Origin of the sequence: Paraburkholderia sp. BL21I4N1 (assembly GCF_002973525.1) — a bacterium.
In the GTDB taxonomy this organism is placed as follows: Bacteria; Pseudomonadota; Gammaproteobacteria; order Burkholderiales; family Burkholderiaceae; genus Paraburkholderia.
In genome coordinates this window covers 149,735-164,793 of the sequence record NZ_PVEN01000002.1, presented here as the reverse complement: position 1 = coordinate 164,793, position 15,059 = coordinate 149,735, and the positions used below count along the sequence as shown (strand labels likewise).

13 protein-coding genes and 1 pseudogene are annotated in these 15,059 nt (G+C 64.1%); 4 read left to right on the top strand and 10 right to left on the bottom strand.

Annotation, left to right across the window (positions count from 1 at the left end; all coding sequences use genetic code 11):
* Window positions 1–83 precede the first annotated feature (83 nt).
* From B0G83_RS07080 to B0G83_RS07045, 8 genes and pseudogenes are all read right to left on the bottom strand, one after another.
* A complete protein-coding gene (locus B0G83_RS07080) occupies window positions 84–1,373 on the bottom strand; it encodes an MSMEG_0569 family flavin-dependent oxidoreductase (protein WP_105506740.1) in 1,290 nt (429 codons plus the stop codon).
* Window positions 1,374–1,398: 25 nt separating this feature from the next.
* On the bottom strand, window positions 1,399–1,683 hold the full coding sequence (locus B0G83_RS07075; RefSeq protein WP_035546803.1) for an MSMEG_0570 family nitrogen starvation response protein: 285 nt from the start codon (window positions 1,681–1,683) through the stop codon (window positions 1,399–1,401).
* Window positions 1,684–1,696: 13 nt separating this feature from the next.
* Complete coding sequence (locus B0G83_RS07070; protein ID WP_105506739.1) at window positions 1,697–2,917, bottom strand: MSMEG_0565 family glycosyltransferase; 1,221 nt, start codon at window positions 2,915–2,917, stop codon at window positions 1,697–1,699.
* Window positions 2,914–3,900 carry a sll0787 family AIR synthase-like protein gene (locus B0G83_RS07065; RefSeq protein WP_105506738.1) on the bottom strand — a complete coding sequence of 329 codons (987 nt, stop codon included), beginning with the start codon at window positions 3,898–3,900 and terminating at the stop codon, window positions 2,914–2,916. Before B0G83_RS07065 ends, B0G83_RS07070 begins: the two co-directional genes overlap by 4 nt.
* Window positions 3,901–4,019: 119 nt before the next feature.
* Window positions 4,020–4,574: pseudogene (locus tag B0G83_RS07060) on the bottom strand (MSMEG_0567/Sll0786 family nitrogen starvation N-acetyltransferase); the annotation flags it as partial.
* Window positions 4,575–4,576: 2 nt separating this feature from the next.
* A complete protein-coding gene (locus B0G83_RS07055) occupies window positions 4,577–5,689 on the bottom strand; it encodes an MSMEG_0568 family radical SAM protein (protein WP_258167761.1) in 1,113 nt (370 codons plus the stop codon).
* On the bottom strand, window positions 5,640–6,674 hold the full coding sequence (locus tag B0G83_RS07050) for a Nit6803 family nitrilase (protein ID WP_105506737.1): 1,035 nt from the start codon (window positions 6,672–6,674) through the stop codon (window positions 5,640–5,642). The genes B0G83_RS07055 and B0G83_RS07050 overlap by 50 nt, the downstream gene beginning before the upstream one ends.
* Before the next feature lie 19 nt (window positions 6,675–6,693).
* Window positions 6,694–7,176: an MSMEG_0572/Sll0783 family nitrogen starvation response protein gene (locus B0G83_RS07045; RefSeq protein WP_035546812.1), complete on the bottom strand. Its 483-nt coding sequence runs from the start codon at window positions 7,174–7,176 to the stop codon at window positions 6,694–6,696.
* A gap of 360 nt (window positions 7,177–7,536) precedes the next feature.
* Here B0G83_RS07045 and B0G83_RS07040 point away from each other — a divergent pair, with 360 nt between their 5' ends.
* From B0G83_RS07040 to B0G83_RS07030, 3 genes are all read left to right on the top strand, one after another.
* The gene (locus B0G83_RS07040; RefSeq protein WP_105506736.1) at window positions 7,537–8,928 is read left to right on the top strand and encodes a PLP-dependent aminotransferase family protein; all 1,392 of its coding nucleotides are present in this window, start codon (window positions 7,537–7,539) and stop codon (window positions 8,926–8,928) included.
* Between the two features lie 275 nt (window positions 8,929–9,203).
* Window positions 9,204–11,003: a methyl-accepting chemotaxis protein gene (locus tag B0G83_RS07035; RefSeq protein WP_105506735.1), complete on the top strand. Its 1,800-nt coding sequence runs from the start codon at window positions 9,204–9,206 to the stop codon at window positions 11,001–11,003.
* A gap of 31 nt (window positions 11,004–11,034) precedes the next feature.
* Window positions 11,035–12,615 carry a methyl-accepting chemotaxis protein gene (locus B0G83_RS07030; protein WP_105506734.1) on the top strand — a complete coding sequence of 527 codons (1,581 nt, stop codon included), beginning with the start codon at window positions 11,035–11,037 and terminating at the stop codon, window positions 12,613–12,615.
* Window positions 12,616–12,731: 116 nt separating this feature from the next.
* On the opposite strand, the gene B0G83_RS07025 is transcribed toward B0G83_RS07030, so the two are convergent.
* Window positions 12,732–13,112 carry a DUF5594 family protein gene (locus tag B0G83_RS07025; RefSeq protein WP_105506733.1) on the bottom strand — a complete coding sequence of 127 codons (381 nt, stop codon included), beginning with the start codon at window positions 13,110–13,112 and terminating at the stop codon, window positions 12,732–12,734.
* Window positions 13,113–13,343: 231 nt separating this feature from the next.
* Between B0G83_RS07025 and B0G83_RS38490 the strand changes: the two genes are divergently transcribed.
* Window positions 13,344–14,528: a hypothetical protein gene (locus B0G83_RS38490; protein ID WP_181156737.1), complete on the top strand. Its 1,185-nt coding sequence runs from the start codon at window positions 13,344–13,346 to the stop codon at window positions 14,526–14,528.
* A 25-nt stretch (window positions 14,529–14,553) separates the two neighbouring features.
* Here the strand turns inward: B0G83_RS38490 and B0G83_RS07015 are convergent, their stop codons facing one another.
* Complete coding sequence (locus B0G83_RS07015) at window positions 14,554–14,904, bottom strand: ribbon-helix-helix domain-containing protein (RefSeq protein WP_105507190.1); 351 nt, start codon at window positions 14,902–14,904, stop codon at window positions 14,554–14,556.
* Between the last annotated feature and the right edge of the window lie 155 nt (window positions 14,905–15,059).

Here is a 15,059-nt window from a genome sequence, read left to right as displayed (position 1 = left end):
CGAAGACGCTGCACGCTGGTGATTGAAAACGACGGCCGCTGCGGGTAACACCGCAGCGGCCGTTTTTTTCTCGCGTTACTGCTTCATGCCGCCACCGCCGCGCTCAGCGTCTCCCGCTCGCGCAACTTGTCGCGAATCGCCTGCACGATGAATTCCGCGTCGCGCGCGACGCCGGAAAAGCGCCCCGAGCCCCACGTATGCAGCCACGGCAAACCGACGAAATACAACCCGTCGATCGGCGTAATACCGCGCGTGTGCGCCGGATAACCGCGACCGTTGAATACCGGCGCGTCGAGCCAACTGAAGTCCGGCGTGAAACCAATGCACCAGATGATCGCGGCGATGCCGCTGGTCTCCACGTCGAGCGTGGCGCGTTCTTCGAGCGGACGCCAGATCGGTTCGTAGGGATCGCCCGCCGGTGCATCGATACCGTGCTTCGCGATAAATCCGTCGATGCTCGCGTTGATGCGGTTATAGACGTCGTCGGCTGCATCCAGATTGGCTGCTAACGTCGGCGCAAAATGGAACTGGCCGTCGCGCAGGTCGTCGAGTCGGCCATACAACTCCATGCCCTCGGCGGCGAATTTGCGCAGATCGATATCGCGTCCGCCGTCGCGGCCGGTCACGTAGTGATTGGTGTTGTCGCGTACCCCTTCCCGCAACGGATGCTGTTCGACCGGCATGTCGTAATACTGCATGTCGGCAAGCCAGTCGACCACGTCGCGGCCCCGATAGAAGCGCGCGCAACGCGGCGCCTCGCCCACCGCGAGCACGACCTGGCGGCCCGCCAGATGCAAATCTTCGGCGATCTGCGCGCCGGACTGGCCGGTGCCGACCACCATCACCGCGCCGTCGGGCAACGCGTGCGGATTGCGATACGCGGACGATTGCATCTGCACGATGCGCGCAGGCAAGCGCTCGGCGAGACGCGGCACGATCGGCGTGTGATAGCCGCCCGAGGCCACCACGACCTGATCGGCAGTGAACTCGCCTTGCGTCGTCGCGACCGTATAGATGCCGTCGTCGCGCCGCTTCACGCGTTTCACCTCCGCGCGCTCGACGACCGGCGCATCGACGTGCGCGATAAACCCGTCCAGGTACGCGACGATTTCATCCTTCTTCATGAAACCGTGCGGATCGTCACCGCGATACGGATAGCCGGGTAACGCGCATTGCCAGTTCGGCGTGACGAGACAGAACGCGTCCCAGCGCTGCTCGCGCCACGTGTGCGTGACCGTGTTCTTCTCCACGACCAGATGATCGATGCCGGCCTGCTTCAGACAATAGCTGACCGACAGGCCCGCCTGCCCGCCGCCGACGACAAGCACGCTGTAATGCCCATCGGCGCGCGCTGGATGGTTTCGATTCGACATGATGCGTCCTCTGAAAATTGAGCGCCTAGCTGAAGGCGATGACCTTGACGGTCGCGTCGGGCCGGTCGCGAAACCGCGCCGCGTCGCGCTCGATCTGCGCGAGCTGGTCCAGTGCCGCCGAGCAGGCGAAACCGTATTTCTCGCGTACCCGTTCGGAGGCGATGCCGAGCGCCTGCTGCGAACGCGCGACGAAATCGTCGAGCGGATAAGCTTCGCCCGGCGTGAAAAAATCGCCGATTACGAGCGACGGCGAATAGCAGTTCGCTTCGTCGCCGTCGGGCCATTGAATCCGAAAGTGCATGACAGGCATGGCTAAACCTCGATCAGTTGATAACCGGTGCGTGCTTCGCGACGAAGCGGCGGTAAATGTCGACGTGGCGTTGTGCGCTCGCCGTCCAGTTGAAGCGCGCGAGCAAGGCGGGGACCGCGTGCTCGAAATCGATTGCGTTCGCACCCGATGAACCCGGCGCAGCCAACGCGCGCAGCAGCGCGGCCGCAATCGATTCGACGTCGGCGGGATCGGCCCAGTAGCACGTGCTGTCGTCGAGATACTCGGTGAACGGCGCAATTGCCGACGCCACCACCGGCGTGCCGCTCGCCAGCGCTTCGAGCACGACGAGGCCGAAGCCTTCGCGCAACGACACCATCGCCAGCACGTCGGCGCTGCGAAATAGCGCGGGCATCGCGGCATCGTCGAGTGGCCCTGTCACCACCACGCTTTCCTGCGGACCGATCGACAGACGCAACTCGGCTGCCCGTTGCAACAGACGGCGGGTGTAAGCGTCATGGTCGAGCAGGCTCGCGCCGCCCGCGACGACGAGTTGCGCGCGCGGCAGAACGCGCTGTACGACAGCGAATGCTTCTAAAAGAGTCAGCGTGTTTTTGCGTGCTTCGATACCGCCGACGGCGAGTACGATGGGACCGCCGTCGCTATTTATACCCAGACGTCGTCGCAGCGATGCGTTGTCTTCCGCATGCACGCGCTCGCGCTCATGCTCACGCTTACGAGAAGAAAAGCGCTCGACGTCGACACCATTCGGCACGGTGATCGCATCGATGCCATAGGTCGACCGCATTTCCGACGTCCACATCTCGCTTACGCACAGCACCTGATCGGCATCCTCATACGCGCGACGCTGCCATGCCGCCAGCCGAGCATCGTCGAACCGGTCGAGGTGGTGCACCGTGCGGATAAAACCGTAAATGCGCTCTTCAGCTTTCAACTCGGCGAGCGCATTGCCGCTGATACTGTCCTGCGCATGCAGCAGATCGAACGACGTGGCTTCGTGTTCGATCAATGCGCGTTTGAACGCGTCGATACGTGCTTCGACCATTGCGACGGTGTTGGACTGAGGCAACAAGATAGGCGCATAGACCACGCGGCATGGCGGTGAGCGAAACAGCTTTTCTCCACGCACAGCCGGCACGAACATGGTTATGTCGTGCCCTAACGCCGTAAGCGCCGTCGCTAGTTCAAGCGTATGCACGACACCGCCGCGCGGATTGACCGAATGCGTGAGCAACGCAATACGCAGCGGATTCATCGCGCACCGCCTTTCCCTGCCATGATGAACGGCGCGCGCTCGAAGTCCCACAACATCGCCGCATCATCGTGCTGATGCAGTATCACGTGACGCGTCGCGTCGACCGATCCGATCACCGCGCAAGCCAGCGCGCGCTCATAGAAAATCGCCTGCACCGCGTCCACCTGATGCGCCCGCACCGACAGCAAATAACCGTAACTCGGAAATGCAGTAACCCAGCGCGACAGCGCCACACCCTCCGGTTTCGGAATCCGCTCAAGATCGATCCGTGCGCCCACCTGCGAGCATTCGAGCAACATCAGCGCGGTGCCGAGCGTACCCGCCATGCTGATATCTTTCGCGGCATCGCACAGCCCGCTTTCCGCGAGACGCGGCAACAGGTCGAGATCCGCACGCAGCCGCTCCGACGGCGCATCCACCGAAGCATTCCAGAACGGATACGGCTCTTCAAAGCGGCCGCGCAGATCGACCGCCATCATCAGGCTGTCGCCCGGCCGCGCATTAAAACTCGACAGCAACGCGTTAGCGCGGCCAATAATCGACACCGCCAACTGCGCGGCGTCACTGCGCGTATTCGTATGACCGCCGACAATCGGCACGCCGTAGGCCACGGATGCCGCCGCCATGCCCGCCAACACCTGTTCCGCCGCCTCGCTGCCTTGACTCCACAACGCGTCCACCACCGCCAGCGGCCGGCCGCCCATCGCGTAGATATCGCTGACGTTGACCATCACGCTGCTATAGCCGGCGAACCACGGCATCGCGCTGACGAAATCGCTGACCATGCCTTCGATCGCGAACAGCAGATAGCCGCTGCCATCGGCAATCGCCGCGCAATCGTCGCCGAGCGCGACCGCCTGATCGAGGTCGCGTGTACCGCGAGGCAAGTGCCGCGCCAACGCTCCGACCACGTCGACGATATCGGTCTTATGGCGAAAACCACGGCTCTCGCGCAAAGCGGCGACCAGACCGGCGACACTCATGCCGCGCTCCGGGCAGAAGCGGAAGCGGACGCAGAAGCGGAAGCAGAAGCAGAAGCAGAAGCGGATTCGGAACCGGCTGTGGAGTTGGCTTCACGCTTCGGCGACGCAACGGGCGTACGCGTCACGAAGCCGCCATAAGGCGTCACACACGGCGCGTACCAATCCAGTTGCGCCTGCATCAAATGATGCGGACGGCCGAGCAAGGTTTCTTCGGCCAGCACATCCCAATGCATCGCCCGAAACAGCGGCACATTCTGGCTCTGCACATGCGCGAGAAACGTTTCGCAACCGAGCGCATGCGCGCTGCTAACCGCAAGCCGAATCAGCGTCGCGCCAATCTTGCCGTGCCGCCGGAACGCCGCATGCACCGCGAGCCGCGATCCGAACCACACGTTGTCGTGGTCGCGATGAATCCGCACCGTGCCGACCACCTGCTCCGGCATACCGGCCACGCAACTCACCGCCACCAGTTGTTGCGCGTGCAGATCGATTTCGTCGCGATCGTCGCCGACAAAAATGCCCTGCTCGATGCAAAACACCGCGCGCCGCAACTTGAACGCTTCATCGGCTTCCCAATCCAGCGTAGTCCACTTGATACGGAATTCGCTCGGCGTATAAGGCGTGAACTCAATATCGGAGTCCAGCGTAATGCCTGCAATCGCTTCACCAAACATGATCACGCCTCGTACGATGAAAGCGACGAACACGCGCCGCATTTGCCGCAACCCGCCTTGATATCGCTGGAGCGCATCGCAGCGGCGTTGAGCATGCCGCCGAGCGGCTGCAACACCGACTTCATGAACTCAGGCGTGGGCGCCGGATGATCCTCCAGCGGCGTACCGCTGATCGGCACGAACGGCACCACGAACGGATAAACCCCCAACTCGATCAACTCGCGCGAGATCGTCAGAATCGCTTCCGCGCTATCGCCGAGTCCCGCGAGTAGGTACGTGCTGACCTGTCCGCGTCCGAACACCGCGACCGCCGCCTTGAAGGCCTCCATGTACCGCGACAGCGGCACGCTCGCCTTGCCCGGCATGATGCGTTCGCGCAGCGCGGGCGTCACCACTTCCAGATGCATACCGAGCGTGTCGATGCCGCTCGCCTTCATGCGCGCGAACCAGCGGTCGTCGTCGGGCGGTTCGCATTGCGCCTGGATCGGCAGATCGACCGCGGTCTTGATCGCGAACGCGCTCTCGCACAGAATCTGTGCGCCGCGATCCGGCGTGGGCGGTGTGCCGGTGGTCAGCACCATATGCTTCACGCCGTCGAGCAACACCGCCGCGCGCGCCACTTCCGCCAGCTGCTCCGGCGTCTTGCGCGCAATCGTACGTCCCGCCGCAAGCGACTGACCGATCGCGCAGAACTTGCAACTCTTGCGGCGACTCTCGTAGCGAATACAGGTCTGCAACACCGTGGTCGCAAGCACGTCCGCGCTATGCAGCGCGGCGATCTTCGAATACGGCACGCCGTCGAGCGTCTGCATGCCGTAAAAGCGCGGTGCCGTGGGAAAGCTGATGTTCGCAATCGGAATCGTGCCGCGCAGCAGCGCGCTCGATCCCGACGCATCCGGTGTTTGCGCTACGAACGGCGAGTGCCACGCGGTGCTGGTATGCACCGGCACCATGATCGTCACGCCATCCACCGTCACGGCCTTGTGGTCCGATGGTCCCGCGCCGCCGCGCCGGCTCGCCGCGCCCGCATCCGGCGAGACGAGCCGCAAGCCGGCCGACTGCAATTCAGTCATCAATTGCCGGCTCTCGGCCGACAGCGTCTCGCTGGCGTTCATCGCACTCTCCTGCGGTTGAAATGAAATCGGTCTGCGCCGCGCTGGACCACCGCGGCATCGGCGCGACGGTTTCCGCCGGACGCCGGTTGATCGCGAGACTCAGCAACTCGGGCCGCGCGTAATGGCCGACCGAATCCATCATGCGTTTGCGCTTGGTGATCAGCGCCATGTCGAGATCGGCGATCACCATGCCCTCGCCTTCGCGCAACGGCGGCGCGAGATGCTGCCCTTCCGGCGACACGATCGCGGTATTGCAACCGCCACGCAGCGCCTTCTGCAGATTCGTATCCGACGTCACCGAAGCGATCTGTTCATCCGTGAGCCAACCCGTTGCGTTGACCACGAAACACCCCGACTCCAACGCGTGATGGCGAATCGTCACCTCGATCTGCTCGGCGAAAATCGGCCCCACCAGCGAGCCGGGAAACTGGCTGCAATGAATCTCCTCGTGCTGCGTCATCAACGCATAACGCGCGAGCGGGTTGTAATGCTCCCAGCAGGCGAGCGCGCCGACGCGCGCCACCGCCGTGTGCGCCACCTTGAGGCCCGCCGCGTCGCCTTGCCCCCAGATCATCCGTTCGTGAAACGTCGGCGTGATCTTGCGGCGCTTGAGCACCAGTTGACCGTCCACGTCGAAGATCAACTGCGTGTTGTAGAGGCTGCCGTGATCGCGCTCGTTGACGCCGAGCACCACCACCATCCGGTGCAAACGCGCCTGCTCGGCCACCGCCTGCGTCACGGGTCCGGGCACGAGCACGGCTTCCTCGTACAGTTTCATATGCTCGGCGCCGGAGGCAACCGGCGGCTTCACGAAAGAAAAGTAGGGGTAATACGGCACGAAGGTTTCAGGGAAGACGATCAACTGCACGCCTTCGCGCGCCGCCTTGCCGATCGCCTCGCACACTTTTTCGAGGGTGCCGCCGCTGCGTTCGAAATCCGGTGAGATCTGGACCGCGGCGGCACGCACGATGCGTTTGTCGGACATAGTGGTCACCCGTGTTCCGTCAAACCGTCCACGTGTGGATGACGAGCGCGTTGTCCTTGCGATGCAGAAGCTGGATATCGAGCACGTCGAGCGGACTGATCGGCCGGATACCTTCGATCAGCGACGCTTCACCGTGTCCATACAGCGCCTGCAGCGCGAAACGGCACGCGTAGACCTTGCCGCCCTCTTCCATGAACTTCATCAACTGCTTGTTGAAGTTCAGATGGCCAGGGAACGCTTCGTCGCCGAGAGTCGGAAAGCCGCGTTGCAGACCGAGCGTGACGCCGGGTCCATACAGCAGCACCGAGGTTTCAAAGCCCTTGCGTTGCAAGCGCGTGGCCTGCAGCAGATTGACGAAACCGATCGAGCCTTCGAACGCGACCGTATGGAACGTGACGAGCGCCTTCTCTCCCGGTTCGGCTTTCACGTCCTCAAAGACTTTCTCCTCGTAGTCGACAAGGTAATCGCCCTTCTGATGCAGCGGTTTGTTGACGGCTGGCATGACACTCTCCGATCAGGTTTGCTAAGTAAAAGAAGGCGCGCGTTCAGTGTGTGCGCGCTTCTCTCAATGCAACGGCCGTGCCATTGATCGGCCGCGCGAATGCGATCAATCAGCAATCAATTCCGCCTCGATTCGAAGTCCGACACAAAAATTTTCGGGTGTGAAGTTTGCGTACCGCCGGGACATGCCGCGTAAGTGCGATCCGCGACGCGTCACCGCACCAGCCGGGTGCGATTCGCGGGCGCGAACGTGTCGGCATGGTGCAGTCATTCACCACCGGCGATCAATCCGATCATTGATCGCTTTTAGATCCGATCAATTTTTATCGGTCCTGTCACCCCAATCGAAAGCGCGCATGCGATGAACAGCCCAACCCATCACTGGATCAAACGTCTCGCCGACCTCCGCAAGCCGGCCTACCTCGCGATTCCCGATCTGATCGAAGAAGATCTCGCCACCGGACGGTTGCGGCCACGCGATCGCTTGCCCGGCCTGCGCGATCTGGCCGAGGAACTCGCGTTGAATTACACGACGGTGGCGCGCGCATATGCGGAGGCGCGCAAACGCGGCCTGCTCGATTCGCGCGCGGGCAGCGGCACGTTCGTGCGCGGCCGCACCGCCACGTTGCCGCTCACCGGCGGCAGCAGCATTGAAATGTCGATGAACACGCCGCCCGAGCCGCCCGATTACGCGAACCGTCTGCGCGATTCCGCCGCACGCCGGATGGCCGACAGCGATCCGTACCAGTTGCTGCGTTATCAGGACTTCGGCGGCTCGGCCGCCGACAAGGACGCGGGCGCCGACTGGCTCCGGCGCCGTATGCCGCACGCGGATGCGCAAAACGTACTGGTTTGCCCCGGCATTCACAGCGCGCTGGTGGCGTTGGTGTCGCAACTCGCGCGGCCCGGCGGCACGATCTGCCTCGACTCGCTCGCCTACCCCGGCATCAAGGCGATCGCCGCGCAACTCGGCGTGCGCCTGCAGGCCTTGCCGCGCGACGACGAAGGTCCGCTCGCGCATGCCTTCGAAGCGCTCTGCAAGACCGACAAACCGAGCGCGTTCTATTGCAATCCGACGCTACAGAATCCGAGCACGCTGACGCTCACGCACAAACGGCGCGAGGCGCTGGCCGACGTCGCGTTGCGCTACAGCGTGCCGATCATCGAAGACGACGCCTACGCGATGCTGCCGCAAAGCGCGCCGGATGCGCTCGCCACCCTCGCGCCCGAGTTGACCTACTACGTGACCGGTTTATCGAAGAGCCTCGGCGCGGGCCTGCGCGTGGCGCATCTGCACGCGCCGACGCCGCGTCAAACGCAGCGCCTCGCCGGCGCGTTGCGCGCGACCACCGTGATGGCGAGTCCGTTCACGGTCACGCTGGCCACGCAATGGATCGCCGACGGCACCGCGCTCGACATGCTCAATGCCATCCGCAACGAGTCTCGCGCGCGTCAGGCGATCGCGGCGCGGCAACTCGAAGCGTGGCCTTACGACGCGCATCCGGACGGCTTTCACCTGTGGTTGCCGGTGCCGGTAGCGAGCGGCTGGAGCGCGTCCGAACTCGCGTTGCAGTTGCGCAACCAGGGCATCGCGGCAGTCGCGGGTGCGGCGTTTTCCACCGACGGCAATCCCCCCAACGCGATGCGTGTTTGCCTGGGCGGCTCGAAGACGCGCGACGAATGCGCCGAGGCTTTGCGCATCGTGGCGGAGACACTCGAGCATCCGCATCATCTGCATTCTCCGGTGATGTGAAGCGATCTCGTGGCAACGCTACGTAGCGTTATTGTCTGATGAATACAGCGCCTCGCAGAGCCCCTGTTCATGCGGGTTTCGGTGTTTATTGAAAAGTCCGCGCCGCGCGAAAAATTGTGTAGCATCGCGGCGACCCGCCACGAGCGGGTCTCCCGGCCCCTGTCATAAACTGAAAGCATTACCCGCTCAAGTCCACACTGCCCACGCCGTATACCTCTGGTGAGGCCCCCGCCTCACCGACCACGGCTCACTGCTTACTCCGAAAGACTCCCGACATGTTCTCTTCCATTCGCGCGCGCATCGTCGCCCTGTGCGTCGCTATCGTTGTGGTTGCGCTCGCCGCCAACGCGGTCCTCAACTATGTCGTCGCCAACTCGTATAACGCCGACGCGATCGAAAACAGTCTTAACGCTGTCGAAAGCGGTCACGCCGACGGGATCGACGACTGGGTCGTTACGCACAAGCAGATGATCGACTCGTTGCAGGACGCCGTGCTGCAGCCGGACCCGAGCGCCGCGCTGAAGCTGGTCGCCGCCGGCGGCAAGTTCACCAACGTGTATGTCGGCTACGCCGACAAGACCGCGAAGTTCTCCGACCCGACCGGCATTCCGCCGGACTACGATCCGACCGGGCGTCCGTGGTACAAGCAGGCCGCCGCGGCCGGCAAGCCGGTCGTAACGCCGCCGTATGTGGACGTGGGTACCGGCAAGCTGGTGGTCGCGTTCGCCGCGCCGGTGGTGCGCGACGGCGTGGTGAAAGCCGTGGTCTCCGGCGACGTCGCGATGGACAGCGTGATCGCCAACGTCAAGGCGATTCATCCGACGCCCGCGAGCTTCGGCATGCTGATCGACGCGAGCGGCCACATCGTGGCGCATCCGGATTCGAAGCTGACGTTGAAGCCGGTCTCCGATCTCGTGCCGGCACTCACCAGCGACAAACTGACCGCCCTCCTCAGCGCCGAGCATCCGCTCGAAGTCGACGTGAACGGCAGCGCCAAACTGCTGCGTACCGAGGCGATTCCCGGTACCGACTGGTATGCGGTCGTCGCGCTGGATAAAGCGGAAGCAACCGCCGGCATGCGTTCGCTGCTGACCGCCTCGCTGATCGCGCTGGTCGTGATCGCCGGCATTGCCGCGGCGGTCGTGGCCGCGGTCACCGCCGTGTCGTTCAAGCGCCTCTCGAACGTGCGCGATGCGATGGACGCGATCGGTTCGGGCGAAGGCGATCTGACCCAACGTTTGCCGGCCGAGGGTAACGACGAAGTCGCGCAGATCGCGCGTTCGTTCAACACCTTCATCGACAAACTCAGCCAGGTGATGCGCCAGATTCGCGACGCCAGCGAATCGGTGCGCGTGGCGGCGAATGAAATCGCCGCAGGCAACGTCGATCTGTCGGGCCGTACCGAATCCGCGGCGGCGAGCTTGCAGCAAACCGCCGCGTCGATGGAAGAAATCACCTCGACGGTCACGCAATCGGCGAGCGCCGCAAAGCAGGCCGACGACACCGCCGTGTCCGCGTCGCAGGTTGCTTCGCGCGGCGGCGTGGTGATCGCGGAAGTGATTACGACTATGGGTGAAATCGAACACGCGTCGGTGAAGATCGCCGATATCATCGGCGTGATCGACGGCATCGCGTTCCAGACCAACATTCTTGCGTTGAACGCGGCGGTCGAAGCCGCACGCGCCGGCGAACAGGGCCGCGGTTTCGCGGTGGTGGCGGGCGAGGTGCGCAGCCTCGCGCAACGCAGCGCGCAGGCGGCGAAGGAAATCAAGGCGCTGATCGAAGCGACGGTGTCGAGCGTCACGTCGGGGTCGGGCCAGGTGCGTCAGGCCGGCGAAACGATGACGGAGATCGTCAGCAATGTCGCCAACGTGACCACCATCATTTCCGAAATCACCCAGGCCGCGAACGAACAGACGCGCGGCATTCAGGAAGTGAATCGCGCCGTCAGCCAGCTCGACGAAATGGTTCAGCAGAACGCCGCGCTGGTCGAGCAATCGACTGCCGCCGCCGCGGCATTGCAGAGTCAGGCAGTCAGCCTCGCGGGCGCAGTGACGCAATTCAAGCTCGATTAATCGCATTACCGGTACGCCAGGGAAACACGCAGTGACGTTCTATCGCAATCTGAAAATCGCCATCAAGCTGGCGTTGCTTGGCGCGGTGCTGCTCGCCGCCACCATGGTGGTCGGGCTGGAAGGCTGGCATGCGTTGTCCGACACGCATGCGCTGCAAATCCAGTCGGCCCAAACCTTGAGTCAGTACGCGCAAGCAGCCGACACGGCGCGCGTCGCGCAGGTCGAGTTCAAGAAGCAGGTGCAGGAATGGAAAGACCTGCTGCTGCGCGGCGCCGATCCGGCCGCGTTCGCCAGATATCGCGACGCGTTCAGCAAGGAAAGCGGCACCACGCACGCGGCGCTCCTGCATCTGAAAGATCAGTTGAGCGCGCTGGGCGCGAATGTGGACGGCGTCGACAAGGCGCTCGCCACGCATGCGTCGTTGCAGGACAGCTACCTCGAGGCGCTCAAGCACTACGACGCCGCCGATCCGAATACCGCGCACGCGGTGGACGGCCTCGTCAAGGGTATCGACCGTGCGCCGACGGCCGCGATCGACGACATCGTCGCGTCCGTCATGCAGCAGGCGCAGACGTCGAACGTGCAGACGGCCGAAGCCGCGCAGAGCGCTTACACGCTGGCTAGCGTACTGCTGCTGAGCGTGGTGCTCGGCTCGCTCGGGCTCGGCGCGTTCGCGGTGTGGTTCCTGAGCCGCAGCATCACGCTGCCGGTGAAGCAGGCGGTCGGCGTCGCGCAAGCGGTGGCGGCCGGCGATCTGCGGGCCGACGTGGCCGTGGTGAGCCGCGACGAAACCGGCCAGCTGCTGGTGGCGCTGAACGACATGAACCACCGTTTGCGCACGATCGTCCACGAGATTCGTGAAGGCGCGCATACGATTTCGTCGGCGACGCAGGAAATCGCGGCCGGCAATCTGGACCTCTCCGCCCGCACCGAACAGCAGGCCGCGTCGCTCGAGGAAACCGCCGCGTCGATGCAGCATTTCACCGACTCGGTTCAGCGCAACGCGGAGAATGCCCGCGAAGCCACCTCGCTCGCGCAAACCGCCGCGCAAGCCGCACGCGAAGGCGGCGTCGTGATGACCGACGCGGTCCGCACGATGGATCAGATCAACGTGGCGTCCAAGCGGATCGTCGACATCATTGCCGTGGTCGAGGCGATTTCCGCGCAGACCAATATTCTCGCGCTCAACGCGGCGGTCGAAGCCGCGCGCGCCGGTACGCAAGGCCGCGGTTTTGCGGTAGTGGCGAGCGAAGTGCGCAGCCTCGCGCAACGTTCCGCCGACGCCGCGCGCGAGATCAAGACGCTGATTCGCGAATCGGTCGCGACGATCGACGCCGGCACCCAGTTGATCAACCACGCGAGCAATACAATGGAAGGCGTGGTCCAAAGCGCCGGCAGCGTGACGCGTATCGTCGAGGCGATCGCGACGGCCAGCGTCGATCAGGCGACGGGTATCGCCGAAGTCAACGACGCGGTGACGCAGATGGATCAGGTGACGCAAAGCAACGCGGCGCTGGTCGAGCAGGCCGCCGCTGCCGCCGACGCGGTGCAGAGCAAAGCGTCGGGGCTGGTGCAGAGCGTGAGTTTCTTCCAGCTGGGCGCGACGGCTTAACGAAGCGGCGCCGCGCTGCGCGCGTAGCGGTGGCGTTCGTCGATTGAATGGTTGTATAGCGCCGCACTTGTTGCGGCGTTTTCGCTTCCGCAACGCAGCGGCAGGTTACGCGCCGCTTACGATTCGAAGTCGAGTCCGCCGATCAAGGCCACCGGCTCGGCCTGCGTATGCGACAGAAAGTCCAGTTCGCGCGCATGGTTCCATGCGGCAAGCTTGCGCGGTAGCGCGGCCAGATAGCCCGCGAATCTCGCCTCCCCTTGCGGGCCCATCAGTCGTTCGATTTCGTCGCTGTCCCACGTCAGATACAGGTTCAGCGGATGCGGATAGTGACCCAGGTTATCGAGCGGCGCGGCGTGGATCCGCACGCGGGTAGGTTGCCCGTGACCGCCGTACGGCAGCACTTCGGTATGCACGGTGGCGGCGAAACAGGCGGCGATCGCCGCGGCGATGCGCGGCGCAAACTGTTCGTCGAAACGGGCGGCATTCTCCGGGCGCATCTGGGTCTCCGACTTTCATGCTCGATGAGCGAAGCATCGTAGCATGCGGGCGGGCCGGGATCTGTTGCGTAGGCGCCGCGATTTTTGCGGGGCTGGTGCGGGCTTTCGTGCCGTTGGGTGACCCACGGAATGCCGCTCGTGCGCGACCTGTTTGCCCTTGCTCGCCGCGCTTGTTGCGCTTACGGGGGTTTTCTATAATCCGCGGCTAAGCTTAACCATTCGAGGCAGTACATGTTCCAGAAGCGGTTCCAGATTCGGTTCAAAACGCGGCTGCAAACCCATATCGCTTTCCTGCTCGCCGCTGCGGGTTGGTTCGGCACACAAGCCATGGCGGCCGATCTGATCGCGACGAAACCCGGTGTGATGTGCGTCTCGGCGCAAGCGCTCGCGCAACTCACGCTGCCCGGCGGCGAGAGCCGCAGCCACGGCGCGAGCGCCACGCCCGAGCAACTGGCACAAGCCCAGGCGGGCGGCTGCATCGATATTCAACCGGGCGTGACTGTCACCGTGCTGACGGCGCGCAAGAATACGTCGGTGGTGAGCTACCAGCGGCCGGGTTCGACAACGGTCGAGACATTCGTCGTGCCGAACATCGATTTTTCGCCCGTATTCACCGACGACGCAGCCGCATTGCAACCGGCCGCACAAACGCAAGCGCAAGCGCTGGCGCTGGCGCCGTCGCCAGTTCAGGCGTCTGCGGCAACACCAACCACACCCGCGGCACCCGCCAAAACCGCAACGCCCGCACCCACCGTCGCGGCCCCTGACGGTTACCACGTCACGCAGCGCGCGCCTGGCCTGGATGGCGATTCGATCGAACTGCTCGAAGACGAGCGCATCACCCCCGCGCTGCAAAAGCAGCTCTGGGGTACGGGCGCGTCGGAAGAAGGTCTGCCCGGCAACGATCCGAAGCCGCTCGTGAAAGCGCAGTTGCGCCTCGTGTCGGCATCGGGCGCGATCGCGGCCACGCGACAACTGGACTATCCGCTGGCCCGCGTCGAGCCCGCGCCGCTGCACGGCCTGCCCGGCCCGGTGCTGTTTCTGACGATCGACGCCACCGCGCCGATGGGTTCCTACAGCGGCCCCGCCACGCAGATCCTGATGCCGGCGCGGCAGTCGCTCGACCCCGTGCAATACACCGCGGACGACGGCAAAAGCGCCGCGCTGGTGCTCGCCGCCACCGGTAAGGCGGCCTGGAAGATTTCGCCGTCGCGCAAAGGCGGCGCCGATGAGATTCAACAGGTGGCGTGCAGCCCGGACTTCGACAAGAAAGACAGTACCGGCGACGACGACGATTTCGTGACGCGCTACGAAACCTACCGCTTTGTCGACGGCAAATGGCTACTGACGCGACGTCAACGGCAGGGCATCTGGGAAAGCGATCAGGAATTTCCGAAGCGCAACATGTTTCCCTGACCGCCTGACACGATAGCGCGTTACGTCAGACCGTCTTCAGAATCCGCGGCCGTGCTTCGCTCACGGCCGCCGTCATTTCAGGCGCCGTGCCGGACACGGTCGCGCCCTTCTCCGTGCGCATCGACAAATAGCGCAGACAGCACACCCGCAAAAACGACGCGAAGTTGGTCGGCATTTCGCCGCGCAACGCGATCAGTTCGTCGTAGAGTTTGACCGCGAACTGACTGGTCGTCATGCTCTCGCGCGCGGCGATTTCGTGCAGCACGTCCCAGAACAGGTTTTCCAGCCGGACTGTCGTGATCACTCCGTGAATCCGCAACGAACGGGTGCGCGATTCGTAGAGGATCGGATCGGCGTTGATGTAGATCCCACACATGACGTTTGCTCCGTGTTTCGCAGCGGTGTGCGGCGGCGCCTTCACGACGCCGCCGCACACCGCCGCTTCTGCCCAACATACGCCGGCCTCCGCCGCCCGACAATCGCGTCGAACCCGAACGCCGCGCTGGCCCTGGCGAACCCGCCAACGAACCC